At 55.2% G+C, this 14462-nt stretch carries 13 protein-coding genes; 8 read left to right on the forward strand and 5 right to left on the reverse strand.

The features are described 5' to 3' along the window. Nucleotides 1-449 precede the first annotated feature (449 nt). From VIL80_RS15060 to VIL80_RS15070, 3 genes are all read left to right on the forward strand, one after another. Nucleotides 450-1166 (forward strand): M15 family metallopeptidase, encoded by a 717-nt coding sequence (locus tag VIL80_RS15060; RefSeq protein ID WP_332036913.1) that lies wholly within the window; start codon nt 450-452, stop codon nt 1164-1166. A 228-nt stretch (nt 1167-1394) separates the two neighbouring features. Next, nucleotides 1395-3257: a C39 family peptidase gene (locus VIL80_RS15065; RefSeq protein ID WP_332036914.1), complete on the forward strand. Its 1863-nt coding sequence runs from the start codon at nt 1395-1397 to the stop codon at nt 3255-3257. A gap of 493 nt (nt 3258-3750) precedes the next feature. After that, nucleotides 3751-4680: an SGNH/GDSL hydrolase family protein gene (locus tag VIL80_RS15070; protein WP_332036915.1), complete on the forward strand. Its 930-nt coding sequence runs from the start codon at nt 3751-3753 to the stop codon at nt 4678-4680. A gap of 93 nt (nt 4681-4773) precedes the next feature. Here the strand turns inward: VIL80_RS15070 and VIL80_RS15075 are convergent, their stop codons facing one another. From VIL80_RS15075 to VIL80_RS15095, 5 genes are all read right to left on the reverse strand, one after another. After that, on the reverse strand, nt 4774-6372 hold the full coding sequence (locus tag VIL80_RS15075) for a thioredoxin domain-containing protein (RefSeq protein WP_332036916.1): 1599 nt from the start codon (nt 6370-6372) through the stop codon (nt 4774-4776). Nucleotides 6373-6690: 318 nt separating this feature from the next. Next, nucleotides 6691-8043: an OmpP1/FadL family transporter gene (locus VIL80_RS15080; protein ID WP_332036917.1), complete on the reverse strand. Its 1353-nt coding sequence runs from the start codon at nt 8041-8043 to the stop codon at nt 6691-6693. 173 nt (nt 8044-8216) lie between these two features. Further along, on the reverse strand, nt 8217-8594 hold the full coding sequence (locus VIL80_RS15085) for a thioredoxin fold domain-containing protein (protein ID WP_332036918.1): 378 nt from the start codon (nt 8592-8594) through the stop codon (nt 8217-8219). Between the two features lie 16 nt (nt 8595-8610). Continuing rightward, on the reverse strand, nt 8611-9078 hold the full coding sequence (locus VIL80_RS15090) for a DsrE family protein (protein WP_332036919.1): 468 nt from the start codon (nt 9076-9078) through the stop codon (nt 8611-8613). An 8-nt stretch (nt 9079-9086) separates the two neighbouring features. Beyond that, nucleotides 9087-10040: an MBL fold metallo-hydrolase gene (locus tag VIL80_RS15095; RefSeq protein WP_332036920.1), complete on the reverse strand. Its 954-nt coding sequence runs from the start codon at nt 10038-10040 to the stop codon at nt 9087-9089. A 154-nt stretch (nt 10041-10194) separates the two neighbouring features. Here VIL80_RS15095 and soxC point away from each other — a divergent pair, with 154 nt between their 5' ends. From soxC to soxA, 5 genes are all read left to right on the forward strand, one after another. Continuing rightward, complete coding sequence (gene soxC, locus VIL80_RS15100; RefSeq protein ID WP_332036921.1) at nt 10195-11607, forward strand: sulfite dehydrogenase; 1413 nt, start codon at nt 10195-10197, stop codon at nt 11605-11607. Beyond that, a complete protein-coding gene (locus tag VIL80_RS15105) occupies nt 11591-12709 on the forward strand; it encodes a c-type cytochrome (protein WP_332036922.1) in 1119 nt (372 codons plus the stop codon). Before soxC ends, VIL80_RS15105 begins: the two co-directional genes overlap by 17 nt. Before the next feature lie 71 nt (nt 12710-12780). Then, nucleotides 12781-13227 carry a thiosulfate oxidation carrier protein SoxY gene (soxY, locus tag VIL80_RS15110; protein ID WP_332036923.1) on the forward strand — a complete coding sequence of 149 codons (447 nt, stop codon included), beginning with the start codon at nt 12781-12783 and terminating at the stop codon, nt 13225-13227. 34 nt (nt 13228-13261) lie between these two features. Continuing rightward, the gene (gene soxZ / locus VIL80_RS15115; RefSeq protein WP_332036924.1) at nt 13262-13573 is read left to right on the forward strand and encodes a thiosulfate oxidation carrier complex protein SoxZ; all 312 of its coding nucleotides are present in this window, start codon (nt 13262-13264) and stop codon (nt 13571-13573) included. A 73-nt stretch (nt 13574-13646) separates the two neighbouring features. Next, complete coding sequence (gene soxA, locus VIL80_RS15120) at nt 13647-14462, forward strand: sulfur oxidation c-type cytochrome SoxA (protein ID WP_332036925.1); 816 nt, start codon at nt 13647-13649, stop codon at nt 14460-14462.

Here is a 14462-nt window from a genome sequence, read left to right on the forward strand (position 1 = left end):
ATCCAGATTAACGTATTCGATCTGGCGTAAAAAAGCTCAATTGAGGCAAATTGTGTACGGCGTATTACTGGCCTGAGTTGTGCCTTGTGGGTAAAGGCGTGATTGTCAGTAATGACATCTTGTGTGGTTTTGTTCTTCATCCTTCACTCTGGTTCTACCGCAAAAGCCGCCGTCAGGCTGCCGCGCTGCGGCAGGGTCAGGTTCGGGAGTTGGTCACGGTTCCGTTGAATGGCATCGCGGTGACGTTACTGCTTTTCTGTCTGATTGCTAATGGACTGCGGGAAAGGCGCGCAGCGACCACATGCACTATCGGCACAAGCGATGGCTTCCGGCATCTATAGGTCCGTGAGAGCTGATAACATCTGGTACGGTCATACGCTCCGGTCAAGCGGCGACACCTCCAAACCAGCTTGAGCGGCGCTCCCCCCTTAACAATTGGGATCTCAGATATGCCTGTCCACACAAACAGATTGTCTGCAGCACTGGCGACGACGATCGCCTCGCTGACGTTGGTGAGTGGCTGCGATAAACAGGCGCACGCACCTGCTTCCGCGGATGTCGCCGGTGTACCAACATTTGTGGCCGTCGCAGGTGAGAACATCAAGGTGTCCATGCGGTATTTCACTGCGAACAACCTGGTGGGCGAGCCGCTGGACGGTTACCAGGCGAACCGCTGCCTGTTGGCTGCGGATGCGGCGAAGGCACTGCAGGCGACGGCACTGGTGCTGGCGGAGCAGGGGTTCGGCTTGCAACTGTTCGACTGCTACCGCCCGCAGCGCGCGGTCAACCATTTCGTGCGCTGGGCGTCGGCACCAGAGGACCAGACTACCAAGCGCGATTTCTACCCGCGTGAGGAAAAATCGCAGCTGTTTGAGCGCGGCTACATTGCCGAGCGCTCGGGCCACAGCCGCGGTGCCACCGTGGATCTAACCCTGTACCGGTTGGATACCGGTGGCGAGGTAGATATGGGCACGTCCTTTGATTTTATGGATGAGCGTTCCGCCACTGAATTCCCTCTGGAGGATGAGACGGCGCGGGAGAACCGCCTGCAACTGCGCGCGGCGCTCGAAGCGCAGGGTTTTGTGAATTACTCGCAGGAGTGGTGGCACTATTCCTATAAGCCCGAACCCTGGCCGGACACATATTTCGATGTGCCGGTGCAATGATCATTGACGGCTGTTATTGTTGGGTCGGAAAAAAGTAGCTCTCGATTCCCGCAATTTTTCCTTCATTTACGCGCACCGTCGAGTGGTTATCGTCTGTACCGATAGCTGCTAATTGGTTGCGCGTATCGCTAACCGCTTCTATAGCCCCGTGATGCGGACTCTACTCTTGCCGCAGTAATCCAAGAGTGCATTACCCCTCCCCAAAATAATTTCTAACAGGTAATGACCATGCGATTTAGCAAATGGATTGTATTGGCGTTGCTGGCCCTGTGCTCTGCACGGGCAGCTGCGCTGTGCCCCGACGGCACCAGTTTCGATTCCGGGCTGGATTTCTGCGCAAATGAGGTGGATGTATTTGGGCCTTTTACTGGCCCTATGGTTGAAGGGTGTATCCAATATGGTGGCGGAAGTGCCTGCACCAATACTTACACCTACCCGGTGCAGGGGACCAATATCCAGGTACTGCGCTGGTCGCGGGCGTTTGCCCAGAACCTGCGTGGTTCTGGTGACTGTCCCGCGGGTTCGGTGCGCTCAAGTACCTACGGCAATCATTGTTTCGAACAGGTTTCCGGTGCCGAGAACAATGTTTACGGAAACTTCACACAGTCTGAGGTCAATGCGTGCCAGAGTTTGAGCGGCGGCACGGCCTGCTACACCAATCGCTGGTCGGCAAGCTTCTATCTGTCGGTGAAGAGTGCATTGAATTCACCCGAGCCCGGTGTGCTTACCAATAAATTCGGTGCCTGGTTGTGGTATATCGACGAGGAGGGGGTAAACCGCACACATGCGCAGCTAGCGGATGACCTTGCGGCGCTGGGGGTGAAGCGCATTTTTATCAAGATTGCCGATGGCACACAGAACTGTAATCTGTTTGCGGATGCCTGCTCCACCAACACCACGGACATTTACAAAAGTCGCGGTATCGAACCCTGGGCCTGGTCCTACAACTATCCGAATAACTACGCCGCGCAGGCAGACGCGCTGTACTTCGCCGCTCAGTACGGATATGTGGGCTTCGTATCGGATGTGGAAGTGGAATTCAACAATACCACCACACAATTGCACAGCCTGTTCCAGGCGTTTACCGATGCGCGTATTGATGCGCAGAATGCCGGTTTTGCGGATAGCAGCTTTGCCCTCGGCGCCACTACCTGGAGCAATCCGGCAGACCAGGGGATGAATGTCGGCATTATCGACCAGTATGTGGATTTCCACATGCCGCAGACCTACGTGGAAGTTTGGGGCGGAAGCTATATGGCAGACCCTGCATACTGGATCGAGGTCGGCAATTGTGAATACCGTCAACTGGGCGCGCAGAAGCCGATCTGGCATATCGTTTCCACCGAATACGATCAGATCACCCCGGCGCAAATTGATGCGTTTATGGCCGCGGCCGGTCCCAATACCAGTATCTGGCGTGTGCCCGGCGGTGCGGTGCCGCAGGCGGTGTGGAATGACTGGGCCAGTATCGACTGGGAACGTGACACATTCACCCCGGGCAGCTGCAGTGCCGGTAACAACGATCTGACCGATCGCCTGGATGGCGGCACTGTCACCCCGCCACCGCAGCCCTCGATGCCCTACTGGAAGCAGACCGAAAATTATTACGATCCCTACGGAACTTGCTCGGTGACGTCACTGGCGATGATTACCGATTATTTCGGCATCACCGATCCCGATGACATTGGCTATCGTACACCTGACTATCTCTATGAGCGTTTCGGGGTATTGCAGACAGTGTCTGCACTGAAATCCGGATTCAACACGCTAGCGCAGGAAGCGGGCAGTCAGCTGCGCAATGTAGGTAAGGAAAACGGAACCCTTGCTGAACTGCGCAACCTGGCATCCCAAGGCATTCCTACCATCGTGCACGGATGGTTTACCTCGGCCGGCCATATCATGGTGGTCACGGGGTATGACGGTCAGTACTACACTGTCAATGACCCCTTCGGGCGTTGGAACCTTCAGAAGTGGGGCAGTTACGATTCTGGTGTATCTGGTGAAGGGCAGCGTTATCCCAAGACTGCTTTCGAGTACGCGATAAACGATAACGGCACCGGCGATGATCTTTGGCTACATATTTTTGAGTAGCACGACTGGCTGAATTCACGAGCAAAGGAAAACCGGAGCACGCTCCGGTTTTTTATTCTGGCCCATCGCCATCCACTTGCAGAATATGGTGGTACGTTGGAATGCATCGATAAATTTTAGTCAAAAGCGTTAACTTGGCGAAAGAGACAACACCCGTCCTTACTACTTAAGCAAGTTGCATTGACGCCGCTTTTCCAAATTTTCGCGAAATGCGATCAGTGCAGCCGGTACATTTGATATTCGGCCAGGATCTGGAATGTTCTTAACCAGTCTCTGACGTGAATGTCGAATTCAAGTAAGTCAGCTCGAGGCTAAACTAGTATTGCATCCTTTAAACGATTGGGGCGACAAGACTGAGCGTTGCGTCCCAGACTGAATGATCGAGTGTCCAATCCCGCGCCTATTCCAGCGCGCAATAAAATGACCGTCTAACCTATCTCCGTTCACCGCATTAAGAAAAAAAGCCATAAATTCGATGATCGGAGATAACCTCATGCACAAATCGCGTCTATTTGTATCCCTTGCCATAACCTCCGCACTGTGGTCCGTAAATACCATTGCGGCTCCAGCGAAAGGTGCCGCCGCCGGTGACAGTATCACCATGGGATTTGCGGCGGACTGCACCGGCAATACCTTTTTCACTGGCGGTTTTTTCTGCCTTTTGGGCGGGGACCAGCCCGAGCACAGCTGGTTTGACGGCTCGGCGAGCAAGGTCAACAGTGTTCACGATAAATACAAGGCGCTCGACCCGAATGTCGCGGCCAATAAAAACGCGGCTCGTTCCGGTGCCGAGATGCGTGGTGGTGGCGACAGTTTCAGCGTGCAGGCGGATCGGATTCTTGCCGATACGCTGGTCGCGGACCATGTGGAGGTGGTGCTCGGCGGCAACGATATCTGTAATCGGGACTGTGTCGATCCGGCAAACTGCTCTGATCCACTGCTGACCGAGAGTCAGTGGCGCGGTGCAGTGAAGGCGGGGCTGGATAAGCTGGTGGGCGGCCTGCCCAGTGGTTCCACCGTGCTACTGGGGTCGGTGCCGCGAGTGCAGGACCTGCGCGCTGCGGGTATCGCCAAGCAGACTGGTAACTGGCGTGTAAATTGCGAAAATGTATGGTCTACCTTTGGCATCTGCCGGATTGCTACCAATGGTGGAACCATGAACGGTGAATCGTTTGCAACGCGGTATGCTGGTATCCAAGCGGCGCAACGCCTATACAACGAGGTGCTGCAACAGGAGGCCACTGCCTATAACGGCACAAATGGTGTGGAAGTCGTTGCCGAATATTCCGGTGCGAACAACACCAATGTGGGTACCTTCACTTTCGGCAAAGACGATATCGACGGTGGGGATTGTTTTCACCCGAGTGTTCGCGGGCAGAACACCGTGGCGAACCTGATGTGGAGCGGTAACCCGGACAAGTAAATCTCAGGCGGTGAACAGGGCTCCCTGCGGAGCCCTAAATTTGCTGTAGAGTAAAATCAGCAGAAGTCGATCAGGTGCCGTGTATCCGTTGGCTTACTCACCATTGTCATCATTACTGTTATTACTCGGCTGTTCGAAATAGCCCTTTTCCTGTACCTCGTATTGCACCCGCTGCGGTAGTCCGTTACGCATGTAGGTCACATCTACCACCTCGCCGCTGGTCAACGCGTTCCAGAGCTGGTTTTGGCCACTGTGTACCCAGCTATCGTTCACCCGAACCACTACGTCACCTTCCTCGAAACCTAGCGCGGTGAAGAACTCGCTGTCCTGGATTCCCTCGAGCCGCAGCAGGTTGTATCCATCTACGACGTGCTCGGCGGCGACAAATTTCTGTTCCAGTTCGGCGCGATTCTGCAGCTGCTGTTCCAGCCACTCCTGCCCCAGAGGTAGCACCCCGGATGGTGCGATCAGCTTCCGGGATTCACCGTCTGGCTGTTCAATGCGTCGCATGGTTGCCTCATCCCGCTGGGTAATTGTGGTCTTGGGAACGTGCACGTAATCGCCTTCTTTACCGCTGAGCGGCAGCCGCTCCAGGTGATCGCTGACCTGCAGGATAACGTGGCGCTCGTACACCCCCTTGAGGATAACGCCGGGCATCAGTGTGTCCCCCGGTGAAAAGCGGCTGGCGGAGGCATCGCGGATACGAATGAGCGCGGTGGACTGTTCGGGCTGCGAAGAGACGCTGGTGCCGCTCAGTTGCAGCGGTAACTCAGTGTCGGAAATCCGGTCGGTCGATTGCCGCCAGCGCGCGGCATCGCTGTGGGGGCTTGCAGGATCGTGACCAAGGCGCAGCAACTCCTGGTCAATCCACATGGCGTAGTGCTCCAGGGGCTGGGGACCTTTGATATACAGTCCATTCACAAAAACTACCGGCACGCTCTGCAGGCCGAGGGCTCGGGCCTGGGCGGTATCAGCAGTAATCCTGTCGATGCGGTCTGGCTCGTGAACGCACCGGCTAAAGGCGTCCAGCCCAATTCCCAGCTGTGACGCCAGCTGCGTGAAGGCCTTTTCATCCAGTGTCTTGGCCCGGGTGTAGAGGCCGTCGGCATAGGCCCAGGGCATTCCCTGCAGGCTGGCGCAGTACACCGCAATAGCCGCTTGTGTACCCTGGCGGTGGTAGCGCATGGGGAAGTCAAAGGGCGCTACGGCGATCCAGCCGGCGTAGCGGTCGAGTAATTCACGTAACACCAGATTGGTGGCGGCGCAGTGCACGGACTGGTAGGAGCAGAAAACCGCGAGGGTGACGGGAGCCGCTGGGTTGCCGCGCAGGGCACGTCCGCCGGCGTCGATATCCAGTCTGGGAGGGCTGGGGTAGGGCAGCAGCCAGTCGACCGCGGGCCGTGCCTCCGTAGAGTCCGCCGGCGGTAGCTTTGCTTCCACCATGGATTTCAGTGTGTCGAAGCGCAACTGATACTCGGCAAGTGTCAGGTCGTGCCGCTCGAGGCGGATTTTTTGATCCACTTCTGTGAGGGTGATTGCGCTATTGCCGACGCGCGCCACCACTTTGTCTTCACGATTGTTGGGATCAATTGCTTCCGGCACATCCTGGCCACAGGCCGACAGCAGCACAGCGACGAAAACAGGTAGAAGCCGCAGGGCAGGGCGGTAGTGCTGATAGTCCAGTTTTTCCATGGATTTTGATCCGCTGGCTATTATCTTGCTAGACGTTCTACCACAAGGTCACACGACGCTCTACCAAGCCCATAGCGCGCTGCGCAATTTGGCGCGGCATTAAACGCCACACTGAATTGCATAAATCAGTGCTGTGAAAATTTCCGGAAATCCTCCTGTGATTACCGTTTCAACGCCGGAAGCTCTGCTTTGGGCCTTCTGCGGTTTTGGCATATTGCCGCGATATCGCTGCATGGCTCTGGTAGATCACTAAAAGAAGCTTAAGACCGGCCGGCACTTGGTAACACTGCCGGCCTAATACCTGGTTTTGCTTGCGAATCAGAAGCCGCCGGACCAGCCAAATCGAACAATACTCTGGCTCATGGTGAGATCTGCCTCTCCGCCACCGAATGCTGCGGGAATCGAACCGCTCCCCGTCACTTCTTCCTCGAATGCATGGGTATAGGAAATCATCCATTCTCCCAGGCTGGTACGCCATTCCGCACCAATACTGCCGTGATTCTCGATTACCGCGGGTGCCAGGATGTTGATAAAGGTCTGGTCGCCCGCAATCGGCTGCCCGGCATGACTGACCCCGCCGCGCAGGGTGATTGTATCGCTGAACGCATAAACCGCCCCAAGCTTAATCACCTCAACATCGCTCCAACCGAAACCGGGGCCGCCATCCGCGCCCAGGGGATTTCCCTGGAAAAGCAGGCTCAGGCTGTTTCCGACCGAGCCGATATCGCTGTACTCGATGCGCTGCCAGTCTGCTGCAAGTGTAAGAGCGGAGCTCGCACTCCAGCTGATGCCTGCCCCATAACTCGCGGGGATATCGAACCCGCCCTGGTCGGCAAATAGCCCGGCATATTTGCCAAAAGTGCTGGTCTCTATTTTCGAGGACCAGGAAATACCGAGCGTGAAATCTTCATCCAGTTGCCCGATCCAACCGAGCTTGAGACCCCACCCGTGTGCGCTGTCATAGCCGTTGTTTGTGACCTTGCCTGGCTGGGCTGATACAAAGGCGTTGTCGAAAGACTGCAGGCCATTCGCCTGAAAACGCTGATAAGCAAAGGTCGCGGCAATACCTAGCGACTGCGCTGGGGTTGGGCGGAATGCCAGTGATGGGGTAACAATGAGCTGGCTCAGATCCACCCCTGCCTCGCCAGAAGCTCCAAAGGCCGCGAATGGATTGTTGCTGTAATCGGTATTCATACCGCCGTTACCGTACACCACGATTCCGTAACTCCAGCGGCTGGAGATCTCGCGCGAATAACCAATTTCTGGAATCACAAAGGCGGATGTGCCGTTGCCGTCATAGTTACCGTCAGCACCTGCGAGGTTGCCTCTGATACGTGCACCGCGGTCGGGGCTGAACCAGGTCAATCCCACGTCCAGGCGATTGCCCACCAGCGCGGTGCCCGCGGGATTGGTCGCCGCTGCAAGGGAATCTTGTGGCAAGGCTATACCGACTCCCGTCATCGATTGAGATTTGGGGCCGACGCCGTCCATAAAGTAACCGTTGGTGGCGTTTGCGGAGGCAGAAAATAGCAGAGAACAGCCAATGGCGTTCATTGTGGCTGAATATCTGTAGTTAAGTACCTTGGCGTTGGCGAAAATTTTTATACCGGCGATTACTGCTGTTACTGCTAGTGCTGCGATTGCAGGTAGGAAGTCGAAGTGCAGGTTCATTGCGCATCACCCTATTTATTGTGATTTATTACTTATTTTTCTAAGTTACCTATTTACTGCTGTGGTCATTCTTTTCTTACTTTTAAAATTTCTTACATCCCGTGGATGTGTGCATTTTCCTGCGGAATTACCTCGCTTTTTTGTGGCTTTTTGTGTTCAGGGAAAGAAAGTGTTTATTGCGGCGAAGGAAGCCTGTTCAGAAGGCGCTGAAGCGACATCCAGAACAGTTCATCGCGGGAATAGCCGCTAAAGCGATCTACCTCGCGCCCATCATTTATTAGAATAAAGGTGGGTGTGCCGACAATAGCGGCATCGAGCTGCACCTGACGATCTTCCAGTGCGATAATTTTTCCGTGGACTTCCTTGAAGTTAATCGGGTGAAGTGGCGCAATGCCTGCCTCTTCTGTCTTTGGGTAAATACTGCCGATGTCGCGATCAAAGGCTCGGCAAGCTCCGCATTGGGCGTCAAATATATAGAGAAGTTCGGCGGCATTTAGGGCTGGAGAGCATGACAACAATAGTGTCGCGACTGCGCTTCTGATCGCGTCCATGAGTGTGTATGGCGACCTAAGGCTTAATGTAAGCATAGCCTTTCTCTAATTGCAGCCGGGTGATCTCATCGATGCCCGCGTCGACAAACTCCACTCCGGGAGTCATATCGTTTTCCCGAAGATTCTTGGCTTTCAACGTATTGCGACAAACCTTGAATTCGACGCCGTCCAACATCTGTGAGTCGATCATCGATGCGTAGGTATTTCCGTTCTCGTCCTTGGCGTTGTCAATTAAAAAATCTATACCCCCTCCAACCGCGACGACGGTAATCACTATCGTACTGTCTACTGCCCGCTGATTGTCGATGTGCCGTATGGCGCGCAGCGCCTGATTGCTATCTGACACGTGGTAGACGACTCCCCGGGGACCAGCCTTGGGTGCGCTGGTTGAATAATTGAGTGCGGCGACGCTTACAGCCGCAAACATCATCAAGCTGAGAAACCAGGCAAGGGAGTGCCGTAGTCGGCGGTGTAGTGCTGACATAGTTGTTCCTATTCAAACAGAGCCTGCTGCATTTCAAGGAAAACGTGGTAAGCATTGCGCCGGTTTGCCGCATCGAACAGGGCGACATCGCGAAACTCTGACCAGTCTGTAGCCTCATATGCATCGTTGAAACTTCGGAGTTCTTCGGCGGCCACGGCCATTTGTTGGCGAAGAAAGCGGATGTAGTGTGTATTTAGCTGGATATCATTTGTGGGATTGGTAGAGGCACGACCGTGCCCTGGGACAATGACAGCAGCGTCCAGATTTGCGATGGCTTCCATGCTTTGAAGCCATGCCTCTGTGTTGCCATCCACCAGAAATGGAAGTCTTCCGCTGGAGAAAATATCCCCGGCAAATAACACGGACTCCGAGGGGATGGAAAGAAGGATGTCGTCCGGGCTATGACTGAAACCGCCGTCGATAATATCTATGGTGGTGCCGCCCAGCTGCAGGCGATGTCGCGGCCCAGTTTGGAAATCCAGCCAAATATCTGCATCGATCAATCTGGTTTTGTCATTAACCCAGGGAGAGAGGGATTCCCTTCTTTGTTCCAGGCGCTGCTGCGCGTGCTCCGAGCCGATATAGGTCAGGCCACTGCGCTTGGCAATTATAGTTGCGCCGGCATCTTTAAAGACCTGCAGGCCATATATGTGGTCGGCATGGTAGTGGCTAACAATGACATGGGTCACGGGCACCGCGGTAAGTCTTGCAATGGCATCCAGCATCGCCTGCGCCAGTGCAGGCGTGGCCAGGGCATCGTAGACGACGACACCCGTGTCGGTGATAACAAACCCGCTGTTGCTCATAAAGCCTTTGTTGTCAGCAGAAGCCAAACCGGGTGCGCCTTCGAAATACCAGGAGTTTGCGGAAATTTGAATCGGGTCAAGGTGTATTGGTGAAGTGTTGGTCGCTGGTGTGGCTGAACTGATGGTGCTGCCCAAAAGCAGCACGGTCGTAGCCACAATTGCGAGCCTTCTAGCGTAACCAGACCTGCGTCTTATTATGTTTATTCTCATCTTCGCCGGGCTTGAAATATACCATAGGGGGTATAGTATAGGGGCGTTATCCAAATAATGAAAATAGCGCATCCAACATAATAAAAATTCTGGAGGCATGATGTCAGAAAAGTCAGGAAGGGAGATTGTGCCGCAGGCATATGCTCCATCGCCGACGGTAACGGAGCGCCCCGGCTCGTTTGGTCAACTCCGGAAAGCGCCGGAATCGTTTTTAGATAAATCCACTATTGCTGCAGTGAGCAAGTCGGGTATCGATGAAACTCGTCGCCAACTGCTGCGCACCAGTTTCACTACCGCCCTGGCGGGGATGCTTGGGGCCGGTTTGTCGGCGCGTGCTCTTGCTTCGCAGGGTGACCCGGACATTCTCACACTGCCGCCGTGGTCAAAGTCCCTCGGCAATGCAGTCGCCACCAATCCCTACGGTCAACCCTCGAAGTATGAGGCGAATATTGTTCGTCGGCAGAGCCCGGGGTTGACGCAAACAGATCAGGCAAGTGTGTCCTTCAGCCCCCTGCAGGGCATGTTTGGCATGATTACCGCGAGTGGCTTGCACTTTGAGCGGCACCACCAGGGGTGGGTGGATATCGATCCCAGGCGCCATCGTTTGATGATCAACGGCCTGGTGTCTAAGCCAATGGTATTCACCATGGAAGAGCTGATGCGCTTGCCTTCCGTATCGCGTATTCACTTCATCGAATGCGGTGCCAATACCGGTATGGAGTGGGGTAATGCTGCGGTGCCGACCGTGCAATACACGCACGGTATGTTGTCCTGCTCTGAATTCACTGGTGTGCCGCTGTCTCTGCTGCTCGAGCATGCCGGTTACGATAAGGCCACGGCCAAGTATGTGTTGGCCGAGGGGGCTGATGGTTCTTCGATGACGAGAACCATTGATATCGAGCGCGCGCTTGATGACGTGATCGTCGCCTACGGTATGAATGGCGAAATGCTTCGTCCTGAAAACGGCTATCCACTACGTCTTGTTGTCCCCGGAGTCCAGGGCGTCTCATCCGTAAAGTGGCTGCGTCGTCTTGAGGTGGGTGATATGCCCTATGCGACCAAAGACGAAGCAATACATTACGTCGATCTGATGCCAGATGGTCAGCACCGGCAATACACATCGATCCAAGAGGCAAAGTCTGTGATCACCAGTCCATCCGGTGGGCAGCGACTGTTGACGAAGGGCTATTACAACGTGTCCGGTCTGGCATGGAGTGGTCGTGGCACCGTGGAGCGTGTGGACGTGTCGTTTGATGGCGGTCGCAACTGGTATACCGCGAAGCTAGAGGGGCCTGTACTACCCAAGGCTTTGACGCGATTCAACATCGGCTGGAATTGGGATGGGAAACCGGCGATTTTGCAGAGTCGCGTGGTAGATAGCACGGGTTATGTCCAGCCATTGAAGCGCCAGCTCAAAGAAGTGCGGGGCTCGCGTTCTGTCTATCACAACAACGCAATCCAGTCGTGGCAGGTCACTGAGTCAGGGGAGGTGGAAAATGTACAACTCACCTGATGCCGTTACACGTTCTCTCTGTGTTTTGTTTTTGGCTGCGGCACTTTCGGCCTGTGGGCAGGCCCGCGATGAAAAGGCCGAAGTGGCGACAGTCACGCCGCCTGTTGCCAGTCCCTGGCAAAGCAATTATCTCGATATCGGTCGCACGGCGAGCCCCGCGGAGATTGCCGCGTGGGATATCGACGTGCGTCCCGATTTTGTCGGCCTGCCGCCCGGCTCCGGTAATGCAGTGCAGGGTGAGGAAATCTGGTTGGCTCGCTGCGCTGCCTGCCATGGCGACTTCGGTGATTCCAACCAGTTTTTCTCGCCGCTGGTACTGGGCAATGTGACAGCGGGAGATATTGAAAGTGGTCATGTGGCTGCGCTGAAAGACCCAACCCGGGTCCGCACCACTCTGATGAAGGTAGCCACGGTATCCACGCTCTGGGACTACATCAATCGCGCGATGCCGTGGAACGATCCCAAGTCATTGAGCACGGATGAGGTGTATAGCCTGGTTGCCTATCTGCTGAGCCTTGGCTACATCGTGGACGGCGATTTCGAGTTGTCCAACGAAAACATCGCGGATGTGCAGGCGCGTATGCCAAATCGTAATGGTATGACGCAAGAGCACGGCCTGTGGAAGGTCGATGATGTACCCGATGTTCACAATACCGCGTGTATGACCAACTGCGAAGCCAGCGTGGAGGTGGCCTCGTCTATCCCGGCGTTCGCCCGCAATGCCCACGGCAATTTGCGCGACCAGATGCGAATCTTCGGACCCTTCCCTGGGGAGGATACCGGTATCGAGCGCGGAGCTGAAACTGCGATTGTATCGGTTGCCGAGGAGCCACTTGAGCCTGAAGCGGGTCTCGCCTCATCTGCACCGATGGAATTGCTCGCCGCCAATAGCTGCCTGGGTTGTCACCAAATCGACAGCAAACTGGTCGGTCCCGCATTTACTGCCGTAGCAGAAAAATATGCAGGCCAGGATGATGCGGTGGTTTATCTGAGCCGCAAGATTCGCCTGGGTGGCTCAGGTGTCTGGGGCGGCTTTATGCCTCCAATGGCACAACTGAGTGAAGACAAGGCAGAAGAAATTGCACGTTGGCTGGCGCAGTAGCTGGGTAGGCCGATCGTGAACAGGCTTGGTAAAAATAATCGTAACAACATAAGAAAAGAGTGGTGAAGCGAATGAAAACAAGTAGACGCGGGTTTATGAAGCTGGCCGGTGCCGCCGTGGCAGTGGGTATGCTGCCATTGAAAGTACTGGCGGATTTTGTACGTCCGAAAGAGGCGATGGCGGCAACGGATCTGGCTGGGGTATTTGCCAGCTTGGGCAATGCGCAAGACAGTGACCAGATCATGCTTGAAACTCCGGATATTGCCGAAAATGGTGCAGTTGTACCGGTCTCGGTCACTAGCGTAATCCCTGGGACAAGCAAGATTTATGTGGTGGTGGAAAAGAACCCCAACCCGATGGCGGCCGCGTTCATGATTCCTGAAGGCACCGATGCCTTTGTCCAAACCCGGGTTAAAGTCGCGCAAACATGCCCGATTTACGCCGTGGTGGAGGCTGGCGGCAAGCTGTATAAGGCCAGCCGTGAAACTAAGGTAACCCTCGGTGGTTGTGGCGGCTAAGCAGCCTGAACAAATAAATTGAAGGAGTATGAAAATGGCAGGTTCAATTCGAATTCGGGCGACGCTGAGTGGGGATGTTGCCGAGGTAAAGGCCCTGATGCGCCATCCCATGGAAACCGGGCAGCGTAAAGACAGTGCCGGCAATAAAATTCCACCGCATTTCATTACCGAAGTGACAGCTACATCTGCAGGCAAGACCGTGCTCCAGGCCCAATGGGGTGCTGCAGTTTCACAAAACCCGTTCCTGAGTTTCCGTATCAAGGGTGCCAAGGCGGGGGACGTCGTTAAAGTGCAGTGGCTGGATAACAAAGGTGAATCCGGTGTCGGGGAGGCGACGGTCGGATAAGCTCGCCGCAAACGCCACGAAATAAAAATAACGCTGGCCGGGCGCTCGCACGAGCCAGCACACAGGAGGCTCAATGTTGGCTAAATCAGGTTTTGCCACGCTAATACGCAGTCTGTCCGTTTGCATGCTGCTGGTTACCGTTTCCGCAACAGCACAGGATGATCCCTTCGCAGAATACCGGGCGATGATGGGGGACGATAACCCCGCAATTTTTGTCATTGAAGAAGGCGCCGAGCTTTGGACAAGGCCTCAGGGGCCAAAGCAAGCCTCTCTGGAGCAATGCGATCTGGGGTTGGGTGCAGGCGTTGTAAAGGGTGCTTATGCCCAGCTGCCCCGCTACTTTGCGGATACGCAGCAAGTCATGGACTTAGAAGGGCGACTGATGCACTGCATGGTTACCCTGCAAGGTAGAGCGCGCGCTGACATATTGCGCAAGCCCTATTCAGCGACCGGTGATATGGGCACCGAACTTGAAGCACTGGCCAGCTATATTGCAGAGCAATCCAGCGGTATGCCGATTGTGATACCGCAAAATCACCCAGCGGAACAGGAAGCTTATGCCTTGGGCGAGCAACTGTTCTTCTATCGCGCCGGCCCTTACGACTTTTCATGTGCTACCTGCCATCGCCAAAGCGACAAGCGCATTCGCCTGCAAAAATTGCCCAACCTCACGGTTAGTGATGGTGCAGGTATGGCCTCCTCAACATGGCCGGCATACCGCATTTCTCAGGGCGTGGTGCGAACAATGGGCTGGCGGATGCAGGACTGCGCCAAGCAGCAGCGACTCCCCCAATTGTTGCCCGGCTCTGAAGCGGTGGTCGCGTTGATCGAGTATATGAGTGTTAATGCCAGCGGAACTGAAATGGCCGCGCCCGGCTTAAAGCGATAG

Source organism: Microbulbifer sp. (genome assembly GCF_036563125.1).
Lineage (GTDB): Bacteria > Pseudomonadota > Gammaproteobacteria > Pseudomonadales > Cellvibrionaceae > Microbulbifer.

Bases quoted from the DNA above. Each gene is read 5' to 3' on its own strand.
- VIL80_RS15060 (WP_332036913.1), top strand. From the start codon at position 450: ATGCCTGTCCACACAAACAGATTGTCTGCAGCACTGGCGACGACGATC.
- VIL80_RS15065 (WP_332036914.1), top strand. From the start codon at position 1,395: ATGCGATTTAGCAAATGGATTGTATTGGCGTTGCTGGCCCTGTGCTCT.
- VIL80_RS15070 (WP_332036915.1), top strand. From the start codon at position 3,751: ATGCACAAATCGCGTCTATTTGTATCCCTTGCCATAACCTCCGCACTG.
- VIL80_RS15075 (WP_332036916.1), bottom strand. From the start codon at position 6,372: ATGGAAAAACTGGACTATCAGCACTACCGCCCTGCCCTGCGGCTTCTA.
- VIL80_RS15080 (WP_332036917.1), bottom strand. From the start codon at position 8,043: ATGAACCTGCACTTCGACTTCCTACCTGCAATCGCAGCACTAGCAGTA.
- VIL80_RS15085 (WP_332036918.1), bottom strand. From the start codon at position 8,594: ATGGACGCGATCAGAAGCGCAGTCGCGACACTATTGTTGTCATGCTCT.
- VIL80_RS15090 (WP_332036919.1), bottom strand. From the start codon at position 9,078: ATGTCAGCACTACACCGCCGACTACGGCACTCCCTTGCCTGGTTTCTC.
- soxC (WP_332036921.1), top strand. From the start codon at position 10,195: ATGTCAGAAAAGTCAGGAAGGGAGATTGTGCCGCAGGCATATGCTCCA.
- VIL80_RS15105 (WP_332036922.1), top strand. From the start codon at position 11,591: ATGTACAACTCACCTGATGCCGTTACACGTTCTCTCTGTGTTTTGTTT.
- soxY (WP_332036923.1), top strand. From the start codon at position 12,781: ATGAAAACAAGTAGACGCGGGTTTATGAAGCTGGCCGGTGCCGCCGTG.
- soxZ (WP_332036924.1), top strand. From the start codon at position 13,262: ATGGCAGGTTCAATTCGAATTCGGGCGACGCTGAGTGGGGATGTTGCC.
- soxA (WP_332036925.1), top strand. From the start codon at position 13,647: ATGTTGGCTAAATCAGGTTTTGCCACGCTAATACGCAGTCTGTCCGTT.